We start from the raw sequence: 17,423 nt of genomic DNA on the forward strand, positions 1-17,423 counted from the left end.
GAGGGCTATTGTTGCTCTCTAAGCAATTGGGCAGCGCGGGCGGCGAAGTAGGTCAGAATGCCATCAGCGCCCGCACGTTTAAAGGCAGTCAGGGATTCGAGGATCACCCCTTCACTCAACCATCCATTCTGGATTGCGGCCATGTGCATGGCGTATTCACCGCTGACCTGATAGACAAAGGTCGGCACCTTGAATTCCTCTTTGACCCGGTAAAGGATGTCCAGGTACGGCATCCCGGGCTTGACCATCACCATGTCGGCACCTTCGGCCAGGTCGGCCGCGACTTCGTGAAGGGCTTCGTGGCTGTTGGCCGGGTCCATCTGGTACGAAGCCTTGTTGGCCTTGCCCAGGTTCAACGCCGAGCCCACCGCATCGCGGAACGGGCCGTAATAGGCGCTCGCGTACTTGGCCGAGTAGGCCATGATCCGCACATTGACGTGGCCGGCCAGCTCCAGGGCTTCACGAATCGCCTGGATGCGGCCGTCCATCATGTCCGACGGGGCAACCACCTGGGCCCCTGCAGCCGCGTGGGACAAGGCTTGCTTGACCAGCGCATCGACGGTGATGTCGTTCTGAACATAGCCTTCTTCGTCGAGAATGCCATCCTGACCGTGGGTGGTGAACGGGTCCAGCGCCACGTCGGTGATCACGCCCAGCTCCGGGAAACGCTCGCGCAGGGCGCGGGTGGCGCGCTGGGCGATACCGTCGGGGTTCCAGGCCTCGGCGGCATCCAGGGATTTGAGTTCAGGCGGCGTGACGGGAAACAACGCCAGTGCCGGAATCCCCAGCTCCACCCAATTCGCCGCCTCGATCAGCAACTGATCAATGGTCAAGCGCTCCACACCCGGCATCGAGGCCACGGTTTCCCGGCGGTTTTCGCCGTCGAGCACAAATACCGGCAGGATCAGATCATTCGTCGTCAGCACGTTTTCACGCACCAGACGGCGAGAAAAATCATCACGACGGTTACGGCGCAGGCGGGTGGCGGGGAACAGGCGATTGGCAGGGGTAAAGCTCACGACAGACTCCTGAGCCCGCGTTTACGGGCGAGCGTTGCAGTTATAAGCGGCCATTATGACGAAGGAATGACAGTTGTGCTTACCGATGCGACCTGTAGTCGCATTCGTCATTTACGTAGGAATTGTTCACTTCATGACACATCTCGATACTTTCATGAATCTTCACGAAGGCGTAGGCTGCGCGTTCATTTCGCCAGCACCCTAGACCATGCTTCAACAATTTCTGCATGACTTCGGCTACTTTGCCCTCTTCCTCGGCACCTTCTTCGAAGGCGAGACCATCCTGGTGCTCGCAGGCTTCCTGGCGTTCCGTGGCTACATGGATATCAACCTGGTGGTCATCGTTGCCTTCTGTGGCAGCTACGCCGGCGACCAGTTGTGGTATTTCCTGGGGCGCAAGCACGGCCGCAAATTGCTGGCACGCAAGCCGCGCTGGCAGTTGATGGGTGACAAGGCGCTGGAGCATATCCGCAAACACCCGGACATCTGGGTGCTGAGCTTTCGCTTCGTGTATGGCTTGCGCACGGTCATGCCGGTGGCGATTGGCCTGTCGGGCTATCCGCCGGTGCGCTACCTGATTCTCAACGGAATTGGCGCGGCGATCTGGGCAGCGGCGCTGGGAGCAGCGGCTTACCACTTCGGTGCGGTGCTGGAAGGCATGCTCGGGAGCATCAAGAAATACGAGCTATGGGTATTGGGCGCGTTGCTGCTGCTGGGTTTTGGCTTGTGGTTGCGCCGTCGCTTCAAGAATGCGCGCATCGCTCGCCAGGCCTGTGAAGACGCCAAGGCCCGGCTCGCCGCCGAGCCGGCCCCGGCAGAAGCGCCTAAGACGCCAATCGAGTAAGCCGGCCCCTGCAGCAGTAGAGGCCGATCACGCTGAGCAGGCTGTAACTCACCAGGCCCAGCCAGCCCAGGTTGCCGGCCGGCCACAGCCCGACCAGCGGCGCGAGCCACACCAGCGGCACATTCAGCCCCAGGCGCACCAGCTCGGCCTTCAGCGCCCATGGGCGGTTCTCCAGAGCCACGCCCAAGGTAAACAACCCGACCGCCATCGCGCCCCAGCCCACCACCAGCGCCGCGGTGGGCAGCCCTTCACCGAAATTCATCAAATAACTGCCAAACCCCACGTACGCCGCAAATTGCAGGGCGATGTAGAGTTGTTGCCGCGGGTCCAGGGGCACTTCGAATTTGCGGAATTGGCTCAAGTCGGGCTTGGCCATCGGGTATTTCGCTTTCACATCCGCCGGGCGCTAGCCGGTGCGCATGAACCAGATGCGCAGCTTGTCCCGCCAGTGCTCCGTGCGGCGCGCGTCATTCCACAATTGCGCATAAAACTGCAGGTTGGCCCACAACGGATTCCAGCTGGCCAACGGCGTGGTCACGCCAAAGATCACCGGCTCGTTTTCGTCTTCTTCCTGGAAGGAGCCGAACAGCCGGTCCCAAATAATGAACACGCCGCCGTAGTTGCGATCCATGTAGAGAGCGTTCTGTGCATGGTGGGCCCGATGATTGGACGGCGTGACGAAAAACCACTCGAACCAGCCGAGCTTGGGCACATGCCGCGTGTGTACCCAGAATTGATACAGCAGGTTCAGCGACGCCACACTGATAAACACCACCAGCGGCACGCCGAGCACGGCCAGGGGCAGGTAGAAAATCCAGCTGAGCAGAAAGCCGGTACTGGTCTGGCGCAGGGCGGTGGTGAGGTTATAGTCCTCGCTCTGGTGATGCACCGAATGGGCGGCCCACAGGATATTGCGCTCGTGGCCCATGCGGTGCAGCCAGTAGTAACAGAAGTCGTAGAACACAAAGGCGAACACCCAGGTCCACACGCTTTGGGCGGGCAGCTCGATCAGCGCCAGGTGTTTGAGGGCGAACGCGTAGGTCAACAGCCCCACGCCTTTGGTCAGCAAGCCGGTGGTGGTCGACAGCACGCCGGTGCTGAGGCTGTTGATGGCATCCGCCACCCGGTAGTTGCTGGCGCCGCGCCAACGGTCGGCGAGCAACTCCACCACGATCAAGGCGATGAAAAACGGTACCGCGTAAGGCACGAAGTCCATGGGCTAGTCCGGTTTGTTTTTGTTACATCAAGATTAGGTGCAGCGGCCGTGGATCCCATTGGCAACAGGTGACAAATTAGTAGACATTTAACGCCAAGACCCCAGGAGAAACGCCCATGAGCAAAAAAATTGCAGTGATCCTTTCCGGCTGTGGCGTGTACGACGGCGCAGAGATCCACGAAAGCGTGATCACCTTGCTGCGCCTGGACCAGCGCGGCGCTCAGGTTCAATGTTTTGCCCCCGACATAGCCCAATTGCACGTCATCAACCACCTCACGGGCGAAGAAATGCCCGAATCACGCAATGTGCTGGTGGAATCGGCGCGTATCGCGCGGGGTGAAGTCAAAGACATTCGTGACGCCAATGCCGACGCGTTCGACGCGCTGATCGTGCCCGGCGGGTTTGGCGCGGCGAAGAACCTGTCGAACTTTGCCACCGAAGGCGCCGGTTGCAGCGTCAACCCGCAAGTGCTGGAGCTCGCCGAAGCCTTCGCCGAAGCGGGCAAGCCGGTGGGGCTGATTTGCATCTCGCCGGCGCTGGCGGCGAAGATCTACGGCCCCGGCGTGACCTGCACCATCGGTAACTGCCCCGACACAGCGGCCGCCCTGGACAAGATGGGCGCCACCCACCATGAATGCACGGTGGAAGAGATCGTCGAGGACAAGGCGCGCAAACTGGTAAGCACCCCCGCTTACATGGTCGGCAAGCGCATCAGTGAAGTGGCGTCCGGCATCAACAAACTGGTGGACCGCGTGCTGGAGCTGACCCACGAGAACGACACCTGACACACCTGGATCAAAATGTGGGAGCGGGCTTGCCCGCGATGACGGAGTTTCAGTCACATAGACATTGGCTGATCCACCGCTATCGCGGGCAAGCCCGCTCCCACATTTTTACTGCGTTCGCTTCAGGTCGATGGTGAAACCCGGCGTTTCTCGGCCAGCCGGCTGCGGCCGTACAGCACCACGATCGCCACAATCGCCACCGCCTGCGCACCCAGCGAGTACGCATCGGCGTGAATACCCAGCCAGTCAAAATCAAAGAACGCCACCGGCCGCGTGCCGAAAATTCCGGCTTCCTGCAACGCTTTCACGCCATGCCCGGCGAACACCACCGACAACGCACACAGCAGCGCCGCGTTGATGCCAAAGAACAACGCCAGCGGCAGCTTCGCCGAACCGCGCAGGATCACCCACGCCAGGCCCACCAGCAGCACCAGCGCCGTGGCGCCACCGGCCAGCACGGCGTTGTGCCCGGCGGGGCCGGCTTGCAGCCACAGGGTTTCGTAGAACAGGATCACCTCGAACAGTTCGCGGTACACCGAGAAGAACGCCAGCATTGCAAAGCCGAAGCGCCCGCCGCCGCCCACCAGGCTGCTCTTGATGTAGTCCTGCCAGGCGGCTGCGTGGCGGCGGTCATGCATCCACACGCCCAACCACAGCACCATCACGCTGGCGAACAGCGCCGTGCAGCCTTCCAGCAGTTCACGCTGGGCGCCGCTGACGTCAATCACATAGGCCGCCAACGCCCACGTGCCGAGGCCGGCCAACAGTGCCAGGCCCCAACCCGCGTTGACGCTGCGCACCGCCGACTGCTGGCCGGTATTGCGCAGAAATGCAAGGATCGCCGCCAGCACCAAAATGGCTTCCAGCCCTTCACGCAGCAGAATCAGCAACCCGGAGAGATAACTCAGCGACCAGCTCAAACCATCACTGCCCAGCAAACCGGCGGACTCAGTGAGCTTGCCCTTGGCGACATCCAGGCGCTGCTGCACCTGCTCGATCGGCAAACCGTCCTGCAACGACTGCCGATAGGCCATCAGGGCCTTTTCGGTGTCTTTGCGCACGTTGGCGTCGACGTTATCGAGAGAGCTTTCCACCAGCTCGAAACCTTCAAGGTAGGCGGCCACCGACAGGTCGTAGGCCTGCTCGTGGTCACCGTTGCGGAAGGCGGCGAGGCTTTTGTCCAGCGTGGTGGCGGTGTAGTTCAGCAACTGCGCGGGGCCACGCTTGACCTGTGGCGGCTGTGCGCGCTGGGCACGGAATGTGGCGGCGACGGCAGGGCCGCTGGCAGCCAGTACCTCGTTCGGGGTTTGGCGCGCCAGGTCGGCCAGGTTGAAAGGTTGCTCGCTCTTGGCGGCAGCCGGGTCGGCGGTGAAACCGGCGATGTAGGTCGCCAAATCCCAGCGTTGGCGGTCGTCCAACTGGTCGGCAAAGGACGGCATGTCGGTGCCTTCAACGCCCAGGCCGAGGGTGTTGTAGATCGCGTAGAGGCTCAGGCGGTCCAGCCGCGCGGCATCGCGCAGGTTGGCGGGCGGTGGTGTCATGCCGACGCTTGCGGGGCCATCACCGGCGCCGGTGGTGCCATGGCAGACCGAACACTGCTGCACGTAAAGCGGCGCGCCGCGGGCAGGGTCAGGCGTGATCGCTGGGGCCTGGCTGACTTCATACGCCACCGCCAGCTTTGCACCCAACTGGCGGGCTTGACGCGCAACTGCGCTGCCATCCTGACGAGCGGTGACCGCCGCCAGTAACTCATCGACACCCTTGACCAGCTCAGCGCGCTCGGGTTTCTCCGGCAACTGCGCGACCAGCCCCTGCAGAACACCAAGAAACTCCACCTGCTCACGGTATTCCGACTCGTCAACGACGTTACCCGCCTCGACGGTCGGCGGGTAGTCGGCACCAATGTAGTCCAGCAAATGCAGGGCCTGGGGAGCGCCTTCAGCGGTCGCGGCCAATAGATTGAAGCTGCACGACATCAACGCCGGCAAGACCAGCCAGGCGAGAAAACGGAAGGGGGCAGTCATGAATGAATCTCAAGGGAAAATACGAAGTAACACTATTGTTCAGCGTTAACGACTTTCACTCAAGGTGTTATTGGCATTGCGACACAGCAATGCGGGAGAGGAAAGGCCCCTCTCCCAGCGGCTTGATGCCGTTTTTCAGTCAGGCCGTGGCGCGATGCAAGCTGGCCAGGAAGCCCGCCGCGCCGACAAACAACCCGGCAAACGTGCGGTTCATGCGTTTCTGCTGTTTAGGCGTGCGCAGCAGGCGCAATACTTTCGACGCCAGCCCCGTATAACCGGCCATTACGATCATATCGACGCAAATCATCGTCGCGCCGAGGATCAGATACTGAATCAGCAACGGTGCATGCGGGTCCACGAACTGCGGCAATACCGCCAGCATGAACACCAGCGCCTTGGGGTTGCTGGCATTTACGAGGAAGCCACGGAACATCATCGCCATCGGCTTGCCGATCGGGCGAATCGCTGCGTCTTCACTCATATCCATGGGCAGCGCGCGCCATTGCTTGATGGCCAGGTACACCAGGTACGCCACGCCAAACCATTTGATCGCATAAAACGCGGTCGACGACGCCGCCAGAATGGCACCCAGCCCGCCTGCCACCACGGCAATCTGCATCGCCAGGCCCAGTTGCAGGCCAATGGCATTCCAGTAGCCGCGCAGGAAACCGTATTGCAGGCCGCTGGACATCGAAGCGATGGCGCCGGCGCCAGGGGAAAGGGAGATGATCCAACTGGCCACGAAAAAGGCCAGCCATGTGTCGAGTGCCATTACCCACCTCGGGAAAGAGTTAGCGTTTGTTGGCTAAAGCTAACTCCGCTGACCAAAGGCTGGCTATAGATTTTTACAAGATGTGAATGCTAACGGTCGCCCGGGAACACATGGTTGCCCGGCCAACGCCGCACCGATCGCTGGAAAAACAGGCTGTTGGGCACCTGCACCATCGCGCTGCCGGTACCGGCGTCTTCCACTTCGATCAACGTGGTGTAGAGCAGGTTGATCGCGACCACCCGCCCTTTCACACCCGGTTTGTCGACGGTGTCCACTAACTCAACGATATCGCCGAGGCGAAACGGCCCGACAGTGAAGATCAAAATCGCGCACAGCAGGTTCGACAACACCGACCACATGGCAAAGAACGCCACCGCCGCCACTGCGACAAACCCCGACAAGGCCGTCCACAACACCGTGGCGGAAACGCCCAGGCGGCCGAGCACGAAAATCAGCGCACTGCCCATGATCAGCCAACGCAAGCCGCCACGCAGGGGCATCAGCAGTTGCGGCGGGAATGGGTAGCGCTCGCCCAGACGGGTGAGGCCCTTGGCGACGAAGCGCTGGGCCAGATAGCCCGCCAGCAGAATCAGCAGAATCTGTATGCCGATCCACACCGGCTCCACCCATTGCGCCGGCAGCGGCAGTTGCAGCGCTTCCATCAGGACAGCGCCTCCAGCTCCGCTTGCAGGGTTTCGAGCAGCTCGAGGGCTTCCATCCAGGTTTCCTCCAACTGCCCTTCGCGCACCTTGAGCTTGGCCTGCTCGGCCAACAAGTCACGCAGCTCGTCCTTGCGGGCGGCTTCGTACACGGCACTGTCGCCCAGGCTGGCTTCGATTTTGGCCAGGCGTTCGTGCACCTTGCCCAGCTCGGCTTCCAGCTTGTCGGCTTCACGCTTGTGGGGCGCCAATTGCTGACGCAGCGCAGCCGCCGCCTGGCGCTGGGCCTTCTTGTCGGTCTTGTCCGGGTTGACCGGCGTGTTGCTGACCGGCGCGTTACGCAGGCGATAGTCCGTCAACCAGCGCGCGTAGTCGTCGAGGTCGCCATCGAACTCTTCGACTTTGCCGTCGGCCACCAGCAGGAAGTTGTCGGTGGTGCTCTTGAGCAAGTGGCGATCGTGTGACACCACCAATACCGCACCGCTGAACTCCTGCAGCGCCATGGTCAGGGCCAGGCGCATTTCCAGGTCCAGGTGGTTGGTCGGTTCATCGAGCAGCAGCAGGTTCGGGCGGTCCCAGGCGATCAAGGCCAGGGCCAGACGGGCTTTTTCGCCGCCGGAGAAATTCAGCACCGGCTCGTCGATACGCGCGCCACGGAAGTCGAAACCGCCGAGGAAGTCGCGCAGGGTCTGCTCGCGCTCGGTCGGCGCCAGGCGCTGCAGGTGCAGCAACGGGCTGGCCTTGGAGTCCAGAGAGTCAAGCTGATGCTGGGCGAAGTAGCCCACGACCGTGTTCTCGCCACGGGTCAACCGCCCGGCCAACGGCGAAAGCTCGCCCGAGAGGTTCTTGATCAGCGTCGACTTGCCCGCGCCGTTAGGCCCGAGCAAACCGATACGCGCACCCGGCGTGAGCTGCAGCTTGACCTTCTCCAGGATGGTTTTGTCGCCATAACCCAGGCGTGCATCCGAAAGGTCCAGCAACGGGCTGGAGATTTTTACCGATTCGCGGAACACGAAGTCGAACGGAGAATCGACGTGGGCCGCCGACAGCTCTTCCATGCGCTCAAGCGCCTTGATCCGGCTCTGGGCCTGACGGGCCTTGGTGGCCTGGGCCTTGAAGCGGGCGATGTAGCTTTCCATGTGCGCACGTTGCGCCTGCTGCTTCTCGTAGGCCTGTTGTTGCTGGGCTAGGCGCTCGGCACGCGCGCGCTCGAACGCGGTGTAGCCGCCGCGGTAAAGGGTGATTTTTTTCTGTTCGACGTGGGCGATGTTGTCGACCACCGCGTCGAGGAAATCCCGGTCGTGGGAAATCAGCAGCAAGGTACCGGGGTAGCTTTTGAGGAAGTCTTCCAGCCACAGGATTGCATCGAGGTCCAGGTGGTTGGTCGGTTCATCGAGCAGCAACAGGTCCGACGGGCACATCAGCGCCTGCGCCAGGTTCAGGCGCATACGCCAGCCGCCGGAGAAGTCGGCGACCGGGCGGTCCATCTGTTCGTTGGTGAAGCCAAGACCGGCGAGCATTTTGCGCGCGCGGGCGTCGGCGGTGTAGCCGTCGGCGCTGTCGAGTTCCGCGTGCAAGCGGGCCTGGGCGGCGCCGTCCTGGGCTTTCTCGGCCTCGGCGAGGTCGTGTTGCACCTGGCGCAAGTGCAGGTCGCCATCGAGCACGTAGTCGATCGCGATGCGTTCCAGGGTGTCGATCTCCTGGCGCATATGGGCGATGCGCCAGTCGGCCGGCAGCAGGCAGTCCCCGGAATCCGGAGTCAACTCACCCAGCAACAAGGCGAACAACGTGGATTTGCCGGCGCCGTTGGCACCGATCAGGCCGGCTTTGTGACCGGCGTGCAGGGTCAGCTCGGCGTCTTCGAGAAGACGTTGCGGGCCACGCTGTAATGTTAGGCTTTGAAGTCGGATCATAATGGCGGCGGAGTCTACCAGCTTCGTTGACTGCTGGCTTGGGTGTGAATATGTGCGCTGACCTGTGGAGCTTTGCCCTCTCGACTTACGCCCGATCGGGCGTCGAAGCCGTTTGCCTGCGCTTGCAGGAACAAGGCGCGGACGTGTGCCTGCTGCTGTGCGCGGCGTGGCTGGAGCAACGCGGCGTAGTGCTGACCGATGAGCGCGTGCAGGCTCTCAGGCACATCGCCGGGCCCTGGCAGTCGCAAGTGATCGAACCGTTGCGGCAGATGCGTGTGCAATGGCGTGCCATGGCGCAGCAGGATGAGCCTTTGGCGGGGTTACGGGAGCGGGTCAAAGCCCTGGAGTTGGATGCCGAACGGCAATTGCTGGCGCGCCTGCAAGCAGTGGCGCAGGCATGGCCGACACAGCAGGGTCAACAGAAATGGCTTGAAGGCTTGGCGACCGAAGCCGCCAACCTCGACCGCGACGCGCTGCAGTTGCTGCGCGCCGCGGCCACCGGCACTTAGGAAGCGCTGGTTGGGGTGGTGCTTGGCGCTACCGGAGCAGGCGTGCTGCTGGCCGATGCGGTTGGCGCGGTGGACGCTGCCGGTGCCGCGGGAGCTGCTGGCGTCGCCGGCTTGGCGGCTGCTGGTTTGGCTGCAGCAGGTTTGGCGGCTGGCTTGACGGCTGGCTTTGCAGCAGCAGGTTTGGCCGCTGGCTTGGCGGCTGGTTTCGCAGCAGCAGGTTTGGCCGCTGGCTTGGCGGCTGGTTTCGCAGCAGCAGGTTTGGCCGCTGGCTTGGCCGCTGGTTTTGCAGCAGCAGGTTTGGCAGCTGGCTTGGCGGCCGGTTTTGCAGCAGCAGGTTTGGCCGCTGGCTTGGCGGCTGGTTTCGCAGCAGCGGTTTTAGCAGCTGGCTTGGCGGCCGGTTTGGCAGCAGCGGTTTTAGCAACTGGCTTGGCGGCCGGTTTGGCAGCAGCGGTTTTAGCAGCTGGCTTGGCGGCTGGTTTGGCAGCAGCGGTTTTAGCAGCTGGCTTGGCGGCCGGTTTTGCAGCAGCAGTTTTAGCAGCTGGCTTGGCGGCCGGTTTGGCAGCAGCAGTTTTAGCGGCTGGCTTGGCGGCCGGTTTGGCAGCAGCGGTTTTGGCAGTTGGCTTGGCCGCTGGTTTCGCAGCAGCGGTTTTGGCAGCTGGCTTGGCAGCTGGTTTTGCAGCAGCGGTCTTGGCAGTTGGCTTGGCGGCCGGTTTCGCAGCAGCGGTTTTGGCAACTGGCTTCGCGGCGGGTTTCGACGCGACAGCTTTTGCCGGTGTACGGGCACCCAATGCCTTAGCTACAGCTTCCTTCACACGACCAACGCCCTGGGCCAGTTTCAGGCTTTCTTGAGCATCTTTTTTGAGTTGGGAGATGTAGGTGCGGGTTTCAGCTTGGCGATCCTTGAGGGCGTCGAGCAGGTCCTCAAGTTCTTTGACGGCGTCTTTGGCTTTGGCTTGTGCCTTGGCCTTGCCGGCAGTAGCGGCGTCTTGCAGTTTGGTGCGGGATTTGTGCAGCTTTTCTTGCGCTTTACCGCGTTGCTTTTCCAGCTTGGCGAGCAGCTTTTCTGCGTCGGCCAAGGCTTGGGTGCAAGCGCTTTCCAGATGTTCGAGCAAGCTGCCCGAGAGTTGTTGGAGTAAATGCAACGGGGTATTAACAGGCTTCTGTTTGGCCGACATGGTTTACCTCCTGGCTGACGTGGGTGCGGCTCATACTAGCCCTCTGCTCTTACCGCCGCTAGGGCATGTTGACAGTATCGTTTGCCTTGCGTTGCACCGTGAGAAAATTCTTATCGATATAACGAAAAACCACGGCTTTTTTTAAGCACTCACACTGGCATAATCCGTCGCACTTTCGGCGGGAGATTGCCCATGTCGCGTTACCTTTTTCTTGTGCTCGGCCTGGCGATTTCGGTGGCCAATGCGGGCGAACAAGCGCCACCCAAAACTGCGGCCCAAGACCCGCACGACCTCGCCTACAGCCTGGGTGCAAGCCTGGGCGAACGCCTGCGCCAGGAAGTCCCTGACTTGCAGATCCAGGCGCTGCTTGATGGCCTCAAGCAAGCCTATCAAGGCAAGCCATTGGCCCTGGATAACGCGCGTATCGAGCAGATACTTGCGCAGCACGAAGCACAGAGCGCCGCCGATGCGCAGCTCCCGCAAAGTGAAAAAGCTCTCGCGGCCGAACGGCAATTTTTAGACAGGGAAAAAGCCACCAGCGGTGTGCGTGAACTGGCAGATGGAATATTGCTGACCGAGTTGGCGCCTGGCACTGGCAGCAAGCCGCTGGCGAGCGATGAGGTACAAGTGAAGTACGTAGGGCGCCTGCCTGATGGAACCGTCTTCGATCAAAGCACACAACCACAATGGTTTCGCCTCGACAGCGTGATCAGTGGCTGGAGCAGTGCCTTGCAACAGATGTCGGTGGGTGCGAAATGGCGCTTGGTGATCCCCTCAGACCAGGCTTATGGCGCCGACGGTGCCGGTGAGTTGATACCGCCCTATACACCGTTGGTTTTCGAGATTGAATTGCTCGGCACCCGACACTGACCCAATAAAAAACGGTGCGCCATGCGCACCGTTCTTTTATCTCGCAGGTCAAGGTCACGCCTGGGTGGCGGACTCTTCCTTGTGGGCGTTGTGCAGCACTTCGATCAAGCAGTCTTCGAGCTCGAAACGCTCGTGAAGCAGGGCCCCCAATTCCTTGAATTTCGCTGCCACACATTTACCGGCGTCACACAGATCGGTGAACGCCAATAGCTTTTCGGTGATGACATCGATGCGCGGGTAAATCGTCTCGGCCAAATCCAGACCACGCTGATCATCGAAGGCTTCCGCCTCTTTGGTCAGTTGTTCATAGACGCCGAAATGACCGGCGGACACGTAGTCCACCAATACACCGCAGAAGTCCTGCAACGGTTCGCGATTCTCAGCCAATGCCTCGGGCTTTGCGCCGAGAGCATCAAAGGCCCGAACCAGTTCGTGACGTGCCTTCAACCAGCTGTCGATCAGCTTGTGCACCCCACCCCAGCGTTCCTGAGCATTCTGACAACTTTCCAGCATGATGATCTCTCTTCCCTATAGGGGCGCCGCCGCCTCTGCCCGCCGGTACTTCACGGATAAAGCAGCAGGCGGACAAGGCCGCATCTGGCAAACGGTTTCAATAACGCGTGCGGGCCAGATTATGCCCGCATGACTATGGCTTCAAGGTACGCAGGAGAGAAAGTTCATACAAGTGTTTAATCCCCGCCTACAAATTGCGACGGGCTTTTAGTGTTGCGCAAGCTGGAGACGGCGGCCCCACAACGACTGTGAAAACTGCAGGATGCCCAATACCAGCATCCCCAGAAAGAACAGCAGGCTCCATTCGGGCAGGCTGAGGTCGAACAGCGTCCAATTGATTTCAACGCAATCCACGGTGCCTTTGACCGTCGATTGCATTGCCTGCCAAAACGACAGGTTTTCAAGCATGTACTGGAGGCTGGGCCAGCAATCCGTAGCCTGTTCCGGCGTGGCATTTTGTAGCAGCACCTGACGTATCGCCGTGACGGCGCCGAGTAACGCACACCCCATGCTCGCCAGACCGTAGCAATAGGCAGCGGAGCGCTTCGCGCCATGAAGCGCTGCAACCAGGTTGATCAGAGTAAAGGCCGCCAGGTAGGCACGTTGCACTTGGCACAGAAAACAAGGGCGGAGCAGCGCGCCATATTCAAGATAAAAAGACGCGCCCAACGTCAGCGCACCAGCCATGAAGGCCAGGAAGAACAGAGAGCGTGAAGGGGCCAAAGACATTTTTATCCGTACCGCAAGAGATAGGCCGTTACGGTAGAGGAAAGGCCCGACCCCTTTCAATACGCGCTGACACGGACAATTCCTCGAGAGTATAGGGATATGCCGTCAGAAGCTGGATGACTTCGAGCAACTCAAGGTAGGAATTTGCTACGCGGCGCTTTGGACCCCAGCTTTTGCAGCGTAATGAACGGTTGGCCCTCAGACATATCCGGGCCAACGACCTTCCATTTCCTACATCAAACCCGCGCAGGCACGGGAAGCGGCGAGGCCAGCAAACGGCTGTCCAGCAGGCCCAAGCCTTCCTGAAACAGTTGGTTGCTGCGCTCGGTATCGCCCAATTGAGCCAACAAACGCGCCAACTCGGCACACGCTTCAGGGTTGCGTTGCACTTGCAGGCTGCTTTCGAGGTAATCGCGGGCCTTGCCCCACAAGCTGTTTTGCAGGCACAGGCGACCCAGTGTCAGCAGCAGGCTCGCATCTCCCGCGTGGTCCTTGAGCCAGCCTTCGGCGAATTTCAGTTGGCGGGCCGAGTCGCTGCCGCGCAGCAGGCCATAAAGCCGGATCAGATGGCTGTCGTAACCGCGTTTGATAGCGCCGCGCAGCGCTTCCTCGGCCTTGGCATCCGCGCCCAGGCGCCGCAGTTGCTCCGCATAGGCGAGCACCAGTTGAGGCTCCTGGCGCTGCGCGGAAGTCAGTTGCTCCCACGCCCGCTCAAGGGATTGCAGCCCTACCTCGCCCTGCTCTTCGCGCTGTACCGCCAGGCCCAGGTTTTCACCCCAGGCGCGACGCTCAAGCTCGGCCAGTTCGGACGCAGGCAGCACTTTGTCTTTGCGCAATTCGGGCAACAAGCGAATCACTGACGACCAGTCGCCGCGTTGCTGGTGCAGTCGCTGTAATTGACGCAGCACTTGCGGGTTATGCGGATGACGCTCATGCATAGCCTGCAAAGTGACCAGCGCCCCTTCGGTGTCGCCACGGTCCATCTGCAATTGCGCGTGACTCAGGGCAACAGCCAGCTCTGCCTGCGGTTGGCGCTCCAGAGCACGCTCCAGCAAACTGTCAGACTCTTCATAACGGCCCTGCTCGTTCGCCGCGCGCGCTGCCCCCAGGTAGTACAACAAGGGCTGACGCTCTGCCTCGGCAGCGCGGTGCAAGTGCCGCTCAGCACTGGCCCAGCGGCCTTCCGCGAGGTCCATCTGGCCCTGCTCAATTGCAATCTGCACGCGACGGCTGCGGTTGCGGCGCGACCACGGGTTGACCACGCCACCGGAGGTGGTGATCAGGCTCAGCAACACACGAATCAGGTAAATCGCCAGGCCGACGGCGAATATCGCCACCAATGTGGCCCACACGCTAGACTCGTAATGCAGCAAATGAGGGTAAGTAATCAGCACGTAGCCGGTGTGCTTGGAAATGCCCACGCCCAGGGCCAGGGCGATCGCAATCGCCAGCACCAGGATCACATAGAAACGCTTCATCAGCTCTACTCCTGGGCTGCCGGCTTGCTGGCCGACGCCTTGGCTTCATCGGCAGACAAATGGCGACGTTCAAGGTAGGCCTGCACGGCCGCCAGGCTGGCGGCGAGGTCGGGCGTCACCACGGAGACCGCCTTGGGCTCAAGTTCGGCGATACGCGCCAGCATGGCCTTGCTTTGCGGGTTGTCCTGATTGAAGTTGTCTTGCAGCACACTGCGCGCTTCACCGAGGGAGCGGCTGTATACCGCTGTTTCGCCGTTGAGCGCCGCCCACTGGGCCTGCTCCAGTGCCAGGCTGAGGGCCAGGCGCACCTGATTCAAGCCCTGGCCGGCGAGCAATGGACGAATGTTGTCGTCAGGGTTGAAGTCGATGCGGAAGTAGCGGGAAATCTGTTCCCACCATTGGCTCCAGCGGCTTTCCGTGTCGGTGGTCGGGCGCCCTTGGGCGCCGGGTTCGGTGAGCTGATATTCCGGAGCAATGGCTGCCAGTTGCACGACCTGATCACGCAAGGCGGCCAATTGCAGATACAGCCCGGTGCGGTCCGGTTGTTCGGTGCTGCGCAACGCGGCGAGGCTCTTGGCCAGTTGCTCGCGGGCAGCGTAGGAGCCCGGGTCGCTTTGCTCGCGAAGAATTTCATCGGCGCCTTGCACCAGAGACTGGGCACTGTTGATGTCCTGAAGGGCAGACAGTCGCAAGCTGGCGAGGCGGATCAAGTGCTCCGCTTCGGCCAGGCGCCAATCCTGGCGGCTGGCGCCCAGCACGGTTTCCAGGCGCTGGCTCAAGCGCTGCTGATCACCCTGCAACTGCGCAACCAGTCGGCGCCGCTCCTCCAGCTCATCGGCTGCGGGCAATTGCGCCAAGCGTGCCGCCAATTGTTGCTGGCTCTGTTTGAGCGACTGGGATTGATCATCGAGAGTCTGCACCTGGCCCAGTTGCTGCTGGCTGCTGGCTTGCAGGGCGCGGACTTGCCACAACCCCCAACCACCGGCGGCAACGCCGGCGGCACCGAGCAGCAGGGCAACGACTGCCAGGCCATTGCCACGGCGTGGCGCGGCTACCTGTGACTCAACCGGCGCATCGAGTGCGGGTTGGGTTTCTTCTTTAGGCAAGGCTGTTTCGCTCACGTATCCGTCCTTTGCGTATCAGAGAGTGGGGGGCGGCCTGCCTTAAACGGCAGAACTGCGCAATGCCACTAACAACGCCGCGGCACTCGCGCCGCGACAATCCACAACTTTTTCTGCGCCAGCGGCTCGCGCCATTTCATACACGCGCGGGCTGGGCACGAACAACGGCAGCTGCGCCACCTGCGGCCAATCGGCGCCGGCCAGGGCCTGCAGGTGTAAAAAACCCTGCCCACTGCTGACCACCACGCCGTTCAAGCGTTCCAACTGGATGCGCTCCATCAGCTCCCCGGCGGGGTACGCCGGAAGGAAACGCCGATACAACTCAAGATAATCGACACTAGCACCTCTCTCGCGCAAGCGCTCAGCCAGCAACTCACGGCCATCCTCACCGCGCACGATCAGCACACGGGCATTCGGGCGAGCGACAGCCTCGCGCAACGCGGGTACCTCAAGCAAGGCCTCGCTGTCGTCGCCGGTTTCGGGGTAGTGAATGTTGAGACCGTGGTCGGCCAAGACGCGTGCGGTGGCCGCGCCGACACTGAACCACGGCAACTGCCGCCAAGCCTGATGAAAATGTTGCAAAACCAGGCGTGCGGCCGGCTTGCTCACCACGACCACCGCGCAATAGCGGCTCAGGTCGGCCAGCACAGCCTGCTGCTCAGGCGTGACCGGCAGCGCCTCAATCTCCAGCAAGGGCAAGCTGCTGCTGGAGACACCGGCTTCGGCCAGCGCCGCCGCCAGGGCCATGGACTCCTCGGCAGGCCGCGTCAGCAGCACACGCCATGGGGTCACTGCGGGCCCGCCTCGCCATAGACTTTCTGCAGGATGGCACCAGCGCCTTTTTCCAGCAGTTCTTCCGCCACCTGAATGCCCAGTGCAGCGGCATCACGTTGCGGCCCGCGTACCTCGGCAGTGAGCAAGGTGCCACCCTCCGGATCGCCCACCAGGCCACGCAGCCAAAGGTTTTCGCCTTCAAGCACGGCGTAGCAGGCAATTGGCACCTGGCAGCCGCCATTGAGATGTTTGTTCAGCGCGCGCTCGGCCGTCACCCTGACGTCGGTGTCGGCGTGGTCCAGCGGTTTGAGCAAGGCGTGGATTTCGCTGTCGGCAGTGCGGCATTCAATGCCCACTGCGCCCTGGCCGCCTGCAGGCAGACTGTCTTCAACGCTGATCGCCGAGGTGATGCGGTCTTCGAAGCCCAGGCGAATCAGGCCGGCTGCCGCGAGGATGATCGCGTCATATTCACCGGCGTCGAGTTTGGCCAGGCGGGTGTTGACGTTGCCGCGCAGGAAGCGAATCTGCAGGTCCGGGCGGCGGGTCAGCAACTGGGCCTGGCGGCGCAGGCTGGAGGTGCCGACGATGCTGCCCAGAGGCAGTTCGTCCAGGGATGCGTAAGTATTTGAAACGAAAGCATCACGCGGGTCTTCGCGTTCGCAGATGCAATACAGGCCCAGGCCTTCGGGGAAGTCCATCGGCACGTCCTTCATGGAGTGCACGGCGATGTCGGCTTCGTTTTCCAGCAGCGCGGTTTCCAGCTCCTTGACGAACAGGCCCTTGCCGCCGATTTTCGACAGTGGCGAGTCGAGCAGCTTGTCGCCGCGACTGACCATGGGCACCAGGGAAACCCTGAGGCCCGGGTGGGCCAGCTCAAGGCGGGCTTTGACGTATTCGGCCTGCCACAAGGCCAGGGCACTTTTACGGGTGGCGATGCGGATTTCGCGAGAGGACATGGATCAATCCGTACTAAATAGATACGGCAGATAATAACAGCTCAGGCAAACACGCTTTGATTTGAA

General features: G+C 61.6%; 16 protein-coding genes and 1 pseudogene. 4 read left to right on the top strand and 13 right to left on the bottom strand.

Annotated features, from left to right (window positions below; translation table 11 throughout):
* Window positions 1-5: 5 nt before the first annotated feature.
* The gene (hemB, locus tag ATI14_RS05685) at window positions 6-1,019 is read right to left on the bottom strand and encodes a porphobilinogen synthase (RefSeq protein ID WP_080520158.1); all 1,014 of its coding nucleotides are present in this window, start codon (window positions 1,017-1,019) and stop codon (window positions 6-8) included.
* A gap of 208 nt (window positions 1,020-1,227) precedes the next feature.
* On the opposite strand from hemB, the gene ATI14_RS05690 reads away from it, so the two are divergent.
* A complete protein-coding gene (locus tag ATI14_RS05690; RefSeq protein WP_016973095.1) occupies window positions 1,228-1,863 on the top strand; it encodes a DedA family protein in 636 nt (211 codons plus the stop codon).
* Here the strand turns inward: ATI14_RS05690 and ATI14_RS05695 are convergent.
* Window positions 1,844-3,079 (bottom strand): annotated as a pseudogene (locus tag ATI14_RS05695) (sterol desaturase family protein). The gene ATI14_RS05690 and the pseudogene ATI14_RS05695 sit on opposite strands and share 20 nt — an antisense overlap.
* Before the next feature lie 116 nt (window positions 3,080-3,195).
* On the opposite strand from ATI14_RS05695, the gene elbB reads away from it, so the two are divergent.
* Window positions 3,196-3,864 carry an isoprenoid biosynthesis glyoxalase ElbB gene (elbB, locus tag ATI14_RS05700; RefSeq protein ID WP_016973097.1) on the top strand — a complete coding sequence of 223 codons (669 nt, stop codon included), beginning with the start codon at window positions 3,196-3,198 and terminating at the stop codon, window positions 3,862-3,864.
* Window positions 3,865-3,986: 122 nt separating this feature from the next.
* Here the strand turns inward: elbB and ATI14_RS05705 are convergent, their stop codons facing one another.
* The 4 genes from ATI14_RS05705 to ATI14_RS05720 all read right to left on the bottom strand — a co-directional run bounded on the left by ATI14_RS05705 (window position 3,987) and on the right by ATI14_RS05720 (window position 9,232).
* Window positions 3,987-5,888, bottom strand: coding sequence for an FTR1 family protein (locus tag ATI14_RS05705; RefSeq protein ID WP_016973098.1), 1,902 nt, complete (start codon window positions 5,886-5,888; stop codon window positions 3,987-3,989).
* Between the two features lie 139 nt (window positions 5,889-6,027).
* On the bottom strand, window positions 6,028-6,660 hold the full coding sequence (locus tag ATI14_RS05710; RefSeq protein ID WP_016973099.1) for a LysE family transporter: 633 nt from the start codon (window positions 6,658-6,660) through the stop codon (window positions 6,028-6,030).
* Between the two features lie 89 nt (window positions 6,661-6,749).
* A complete protein-coding gene (locus ATI14_RS05715) occupies window positions 6,750-7,322 on the bottom strand; it encodes a mechanosensitive ion channel family protein (RefSeq protein WP_016973100.1) in 573 nt (190 codons plus the stop codon).
* A complete protein-coding gene (locus ATI14_RS05720) occupies window positions 7,322-9,232 on the bottom strand; it encodes an ATP-binding cassette domain-containing protein (RefSeq protein ID WP_016973101.1) in 1,911 nt (636 codons plus the stop codon). Before ATI14_RS05720 ends, ATI14_RS05715 begins: the two co-directional genes overlap by 1 nt.
* A 50-nt stretch (window positions 9,233-9,282) precedes the next feature.
* On the opposite strand from ATI14_RS05720, the gene ATI14_RS05725 reads away from it, so the two are divergent.
* Window positions 9,283-9,741, top strand: coding sequence for a TIGR02444 family protein (locus ATI14_RS05725; protein WP_016973102.1), 459 nt, complete (start codon window positions 9,283-9,285; stop codon window positions 9,739-9,741).
* On the opposite strand, the gene ATI14_RS05730 is transcribed toward ATI14_RS05725, so the two are convergent.
* Window positions 9,738-10,916 (bottom strand): AlgP family protein, encoded by a 1,179-nt coding sequence (locus tag ATI14_RS05730; protein ID WP_100831475.1) that lies wholly within the window; start codon window positions 10,914-10,916, stop codon window positions 9,738-9,740. The two genes, ATI14_RS05725 and ATI14_RS05730, sit on opposite strands and share 4 nt — an antisense overlap.
* A gap of 192 nt (window positions 10,917-11,108) precedes the next feature.
* Between ATI14_RS05730 and ATI14_RS05735 the strand changes: the two genes are divergently transcribed.
* Complete coding sequence (locus ATI14_RS05735; RefSeq protein WP_016970523.1) at window positions 11,109-11,786, top strand: FKBP-type peptidyl-prolyl cis-trans isomerase; 678 nt, start codon at window positions 11,109-11,111, stop codon at window positions 11,784-11,786.
* Between the two features lie 54 nt (window positions 11,787-11,840).
* Here the strand turns inward: ATI14_RS05735 and ATI14_RS05740 are convergent, their stop codons facing one another.
* The 6 genes from ATI14_RS05740 to hemC form a co-directional block, all read right to left on the bottom strand.
* Window positions 11,841-12,299 (bottom strand): Rsd/AlgQ family anti-sigma factor, encoded by a 459-nt coding sequence (locus ATI14_RS05740; RefSeq protein WP_016970524.1) that lies wholly within the window; start codon window positions 12,297-12,299, stop codon window positions 11,841-11,843.
* 207 nt (window positions 12,300-12,506) lie between these two features.
* Window positions 12,507-13,028: a disulfide bond formation protein B gene (locus ATI14_RS05745; RefSeq protein WP_016970525.1), complete on the bottom strand. Its 522-nt coding sequence runs from the start codon at window positions 13,026-13,028 to the stop codon at window positions 12,507-12,509.
* Window positions 13,029-13,264: 236 nt separating this feature from the next.
* A complete protein-coding gene (locus ATI14_RS05750; RefSeq protein WP_016970526.1) occupies window positions 13,265-14,506 on the bottom strand; it encodes a heme biosynthesis protein HemY in 1,242 nt (413 codons plus the stop codon).
* A 5-nt stretch (window positions 14,507-14,511) separates the two neighbouring features.
* Window positions 14,512-15,627, bottom strand: coding sequence for a uroporphyrinogen-III C-methyltransferase (locus ATI14_RS31600; RefSeq protein WP_016970527.1), 1,116 nt, complete (start codon window positions 15,625-15,627; stop codon window positions 14,512-14,514).
* Between the two features lie 42 nt (window positions 15,628-15,669).
* Window positions 15,670-16,419 carry a uroporphyrinogen-III synthase gene (locus tag ATI14_RS31605; protein WP_020372918.1) on the bottom strand — a complete coding sequence of 250 codons (750 nt, stop codon included), beginning with the start codon at window positions 16,417-16,419 and terminating at the stop codon, window positions 15,670-15,672.
* Entirely contained in the window at window positions 16,416-17,357 is a 942-nt protein-coding gene (gene hemC / locus ATI14_RS05760) for a hydroxymethylbilane synthase (RefSeq protein ID WP_016970528.1), read from the bottom strand. Before hemC ends, ATI14_RS31605 begins: the two co-directional genes overlap by 4 nt.
* Window positions 17,358-17,423 lie beyond the last annotated feature (66 nt).

Origin of the sequence: Pseudomonas tolaasii NCPPB 2192, from assembly GCF_002813445.1 — a bacterium.
Lineage (GTDB): Bacteria > Pseudomonadota > Gammaproteobacteria > Pseudomonadales > Pseudomonadaceae > Aquipseudomonas > Aquipseudomonas tolaasii.

Bases quoted from the DNA above. Each gene is read 5' to 3' on its own strand.
- hemC (WP_016970528.1), bottom strand. From the start codon at position 17,357: ATGTCCTCTCGCGAAATCCGCATCGCCACCCGTAAAAGTGCCCTGGCC.
- ATI14_RS05730 (WP_100831475.1), bottom strand. From the start codon at position 10,916: ATGTCGGCCAAACAGAAGCCTGTTAATACCCCGTTGCATTTACTCCAA.
- ATI14_RS05745 (WP_016970525.1), bottom strand. From the start codon at position 13,028: ATGTCTTTGGCCCCTTCACGCTCTCTGTTCTTCCTGGCCTTCATGGCT.
- ATI14_RS05725 (WP_016973102.1), top strand. From the start codon at position 9,283: ATGTGCGCTGACCTGTGGAGCTTTGCCCTCTCGACTTACGCCCGATCG.
- ATI14_RS05740 (WP_016970524.1), bottom strand. From the start codon at position 12,299: ATGCTGGAAAGTTGTCAGAATGCTCAGGAACGCTGGGGTGGGGTGCAC.
- elbB (WP_016973097.1), top strand. From the start codon at position 3,196: ATGAGCAAAAAAATTGCAGTGATCCTTTCCGGCTGTGGCGTGTACGAC.
- ATI14_RS05750 (WP_016970526.1), bottom strand. From the start codon at position 14,506: ATGAAGCGTTTCTATGTGATCCTGGTGCTGGCGATTGCGATCGCCCTG.
- ATI14_RS05720 (WP_016973101.1), bottom strand. From the start codon at position 9,232: ATGATCCGACTTCAAAGCCTAACATTACAGCGTGGCCCGCAACGTCTT.
- ATI14_RS05715 (WP_016973100.1), bottom strand. From the start codon at position 7,322: ATGGAAGCGCTGCAACTGCCGCTGCCGGCGCAATGGGTGGAGCCGGTG.
- ATI14_RS05690 (WP_016973095.1), top strand. From the start codon at position 1,228: ATGCTTCAACAATTTCTGCATGACTTCGGCTACTTTGCCCTCTTCCTC.
- ATI14_RS05710 (WP_016973099.1), bottom strand. From the start codon at position 6,660: ATGGCACTCGACACATGGCTGGCCTTTTTCGTGGCCAGTTGGATCATC.
- ATI14_RS05705 (WP_016973098.1), bottom strand. From the start codon at position 5,888: ATGACTGCCCCCTTCCGTTTTCTCGCCTGGCTGGTCTTGCCGGCGTTG.
- ATI14_RS05735 (WP_016970523.1), top strand. From the start codon at position 11,109: ATGTCGCGTTACCTTTTTCTTGTGCTCGGCCTGGCGATTTCGGTGGCC.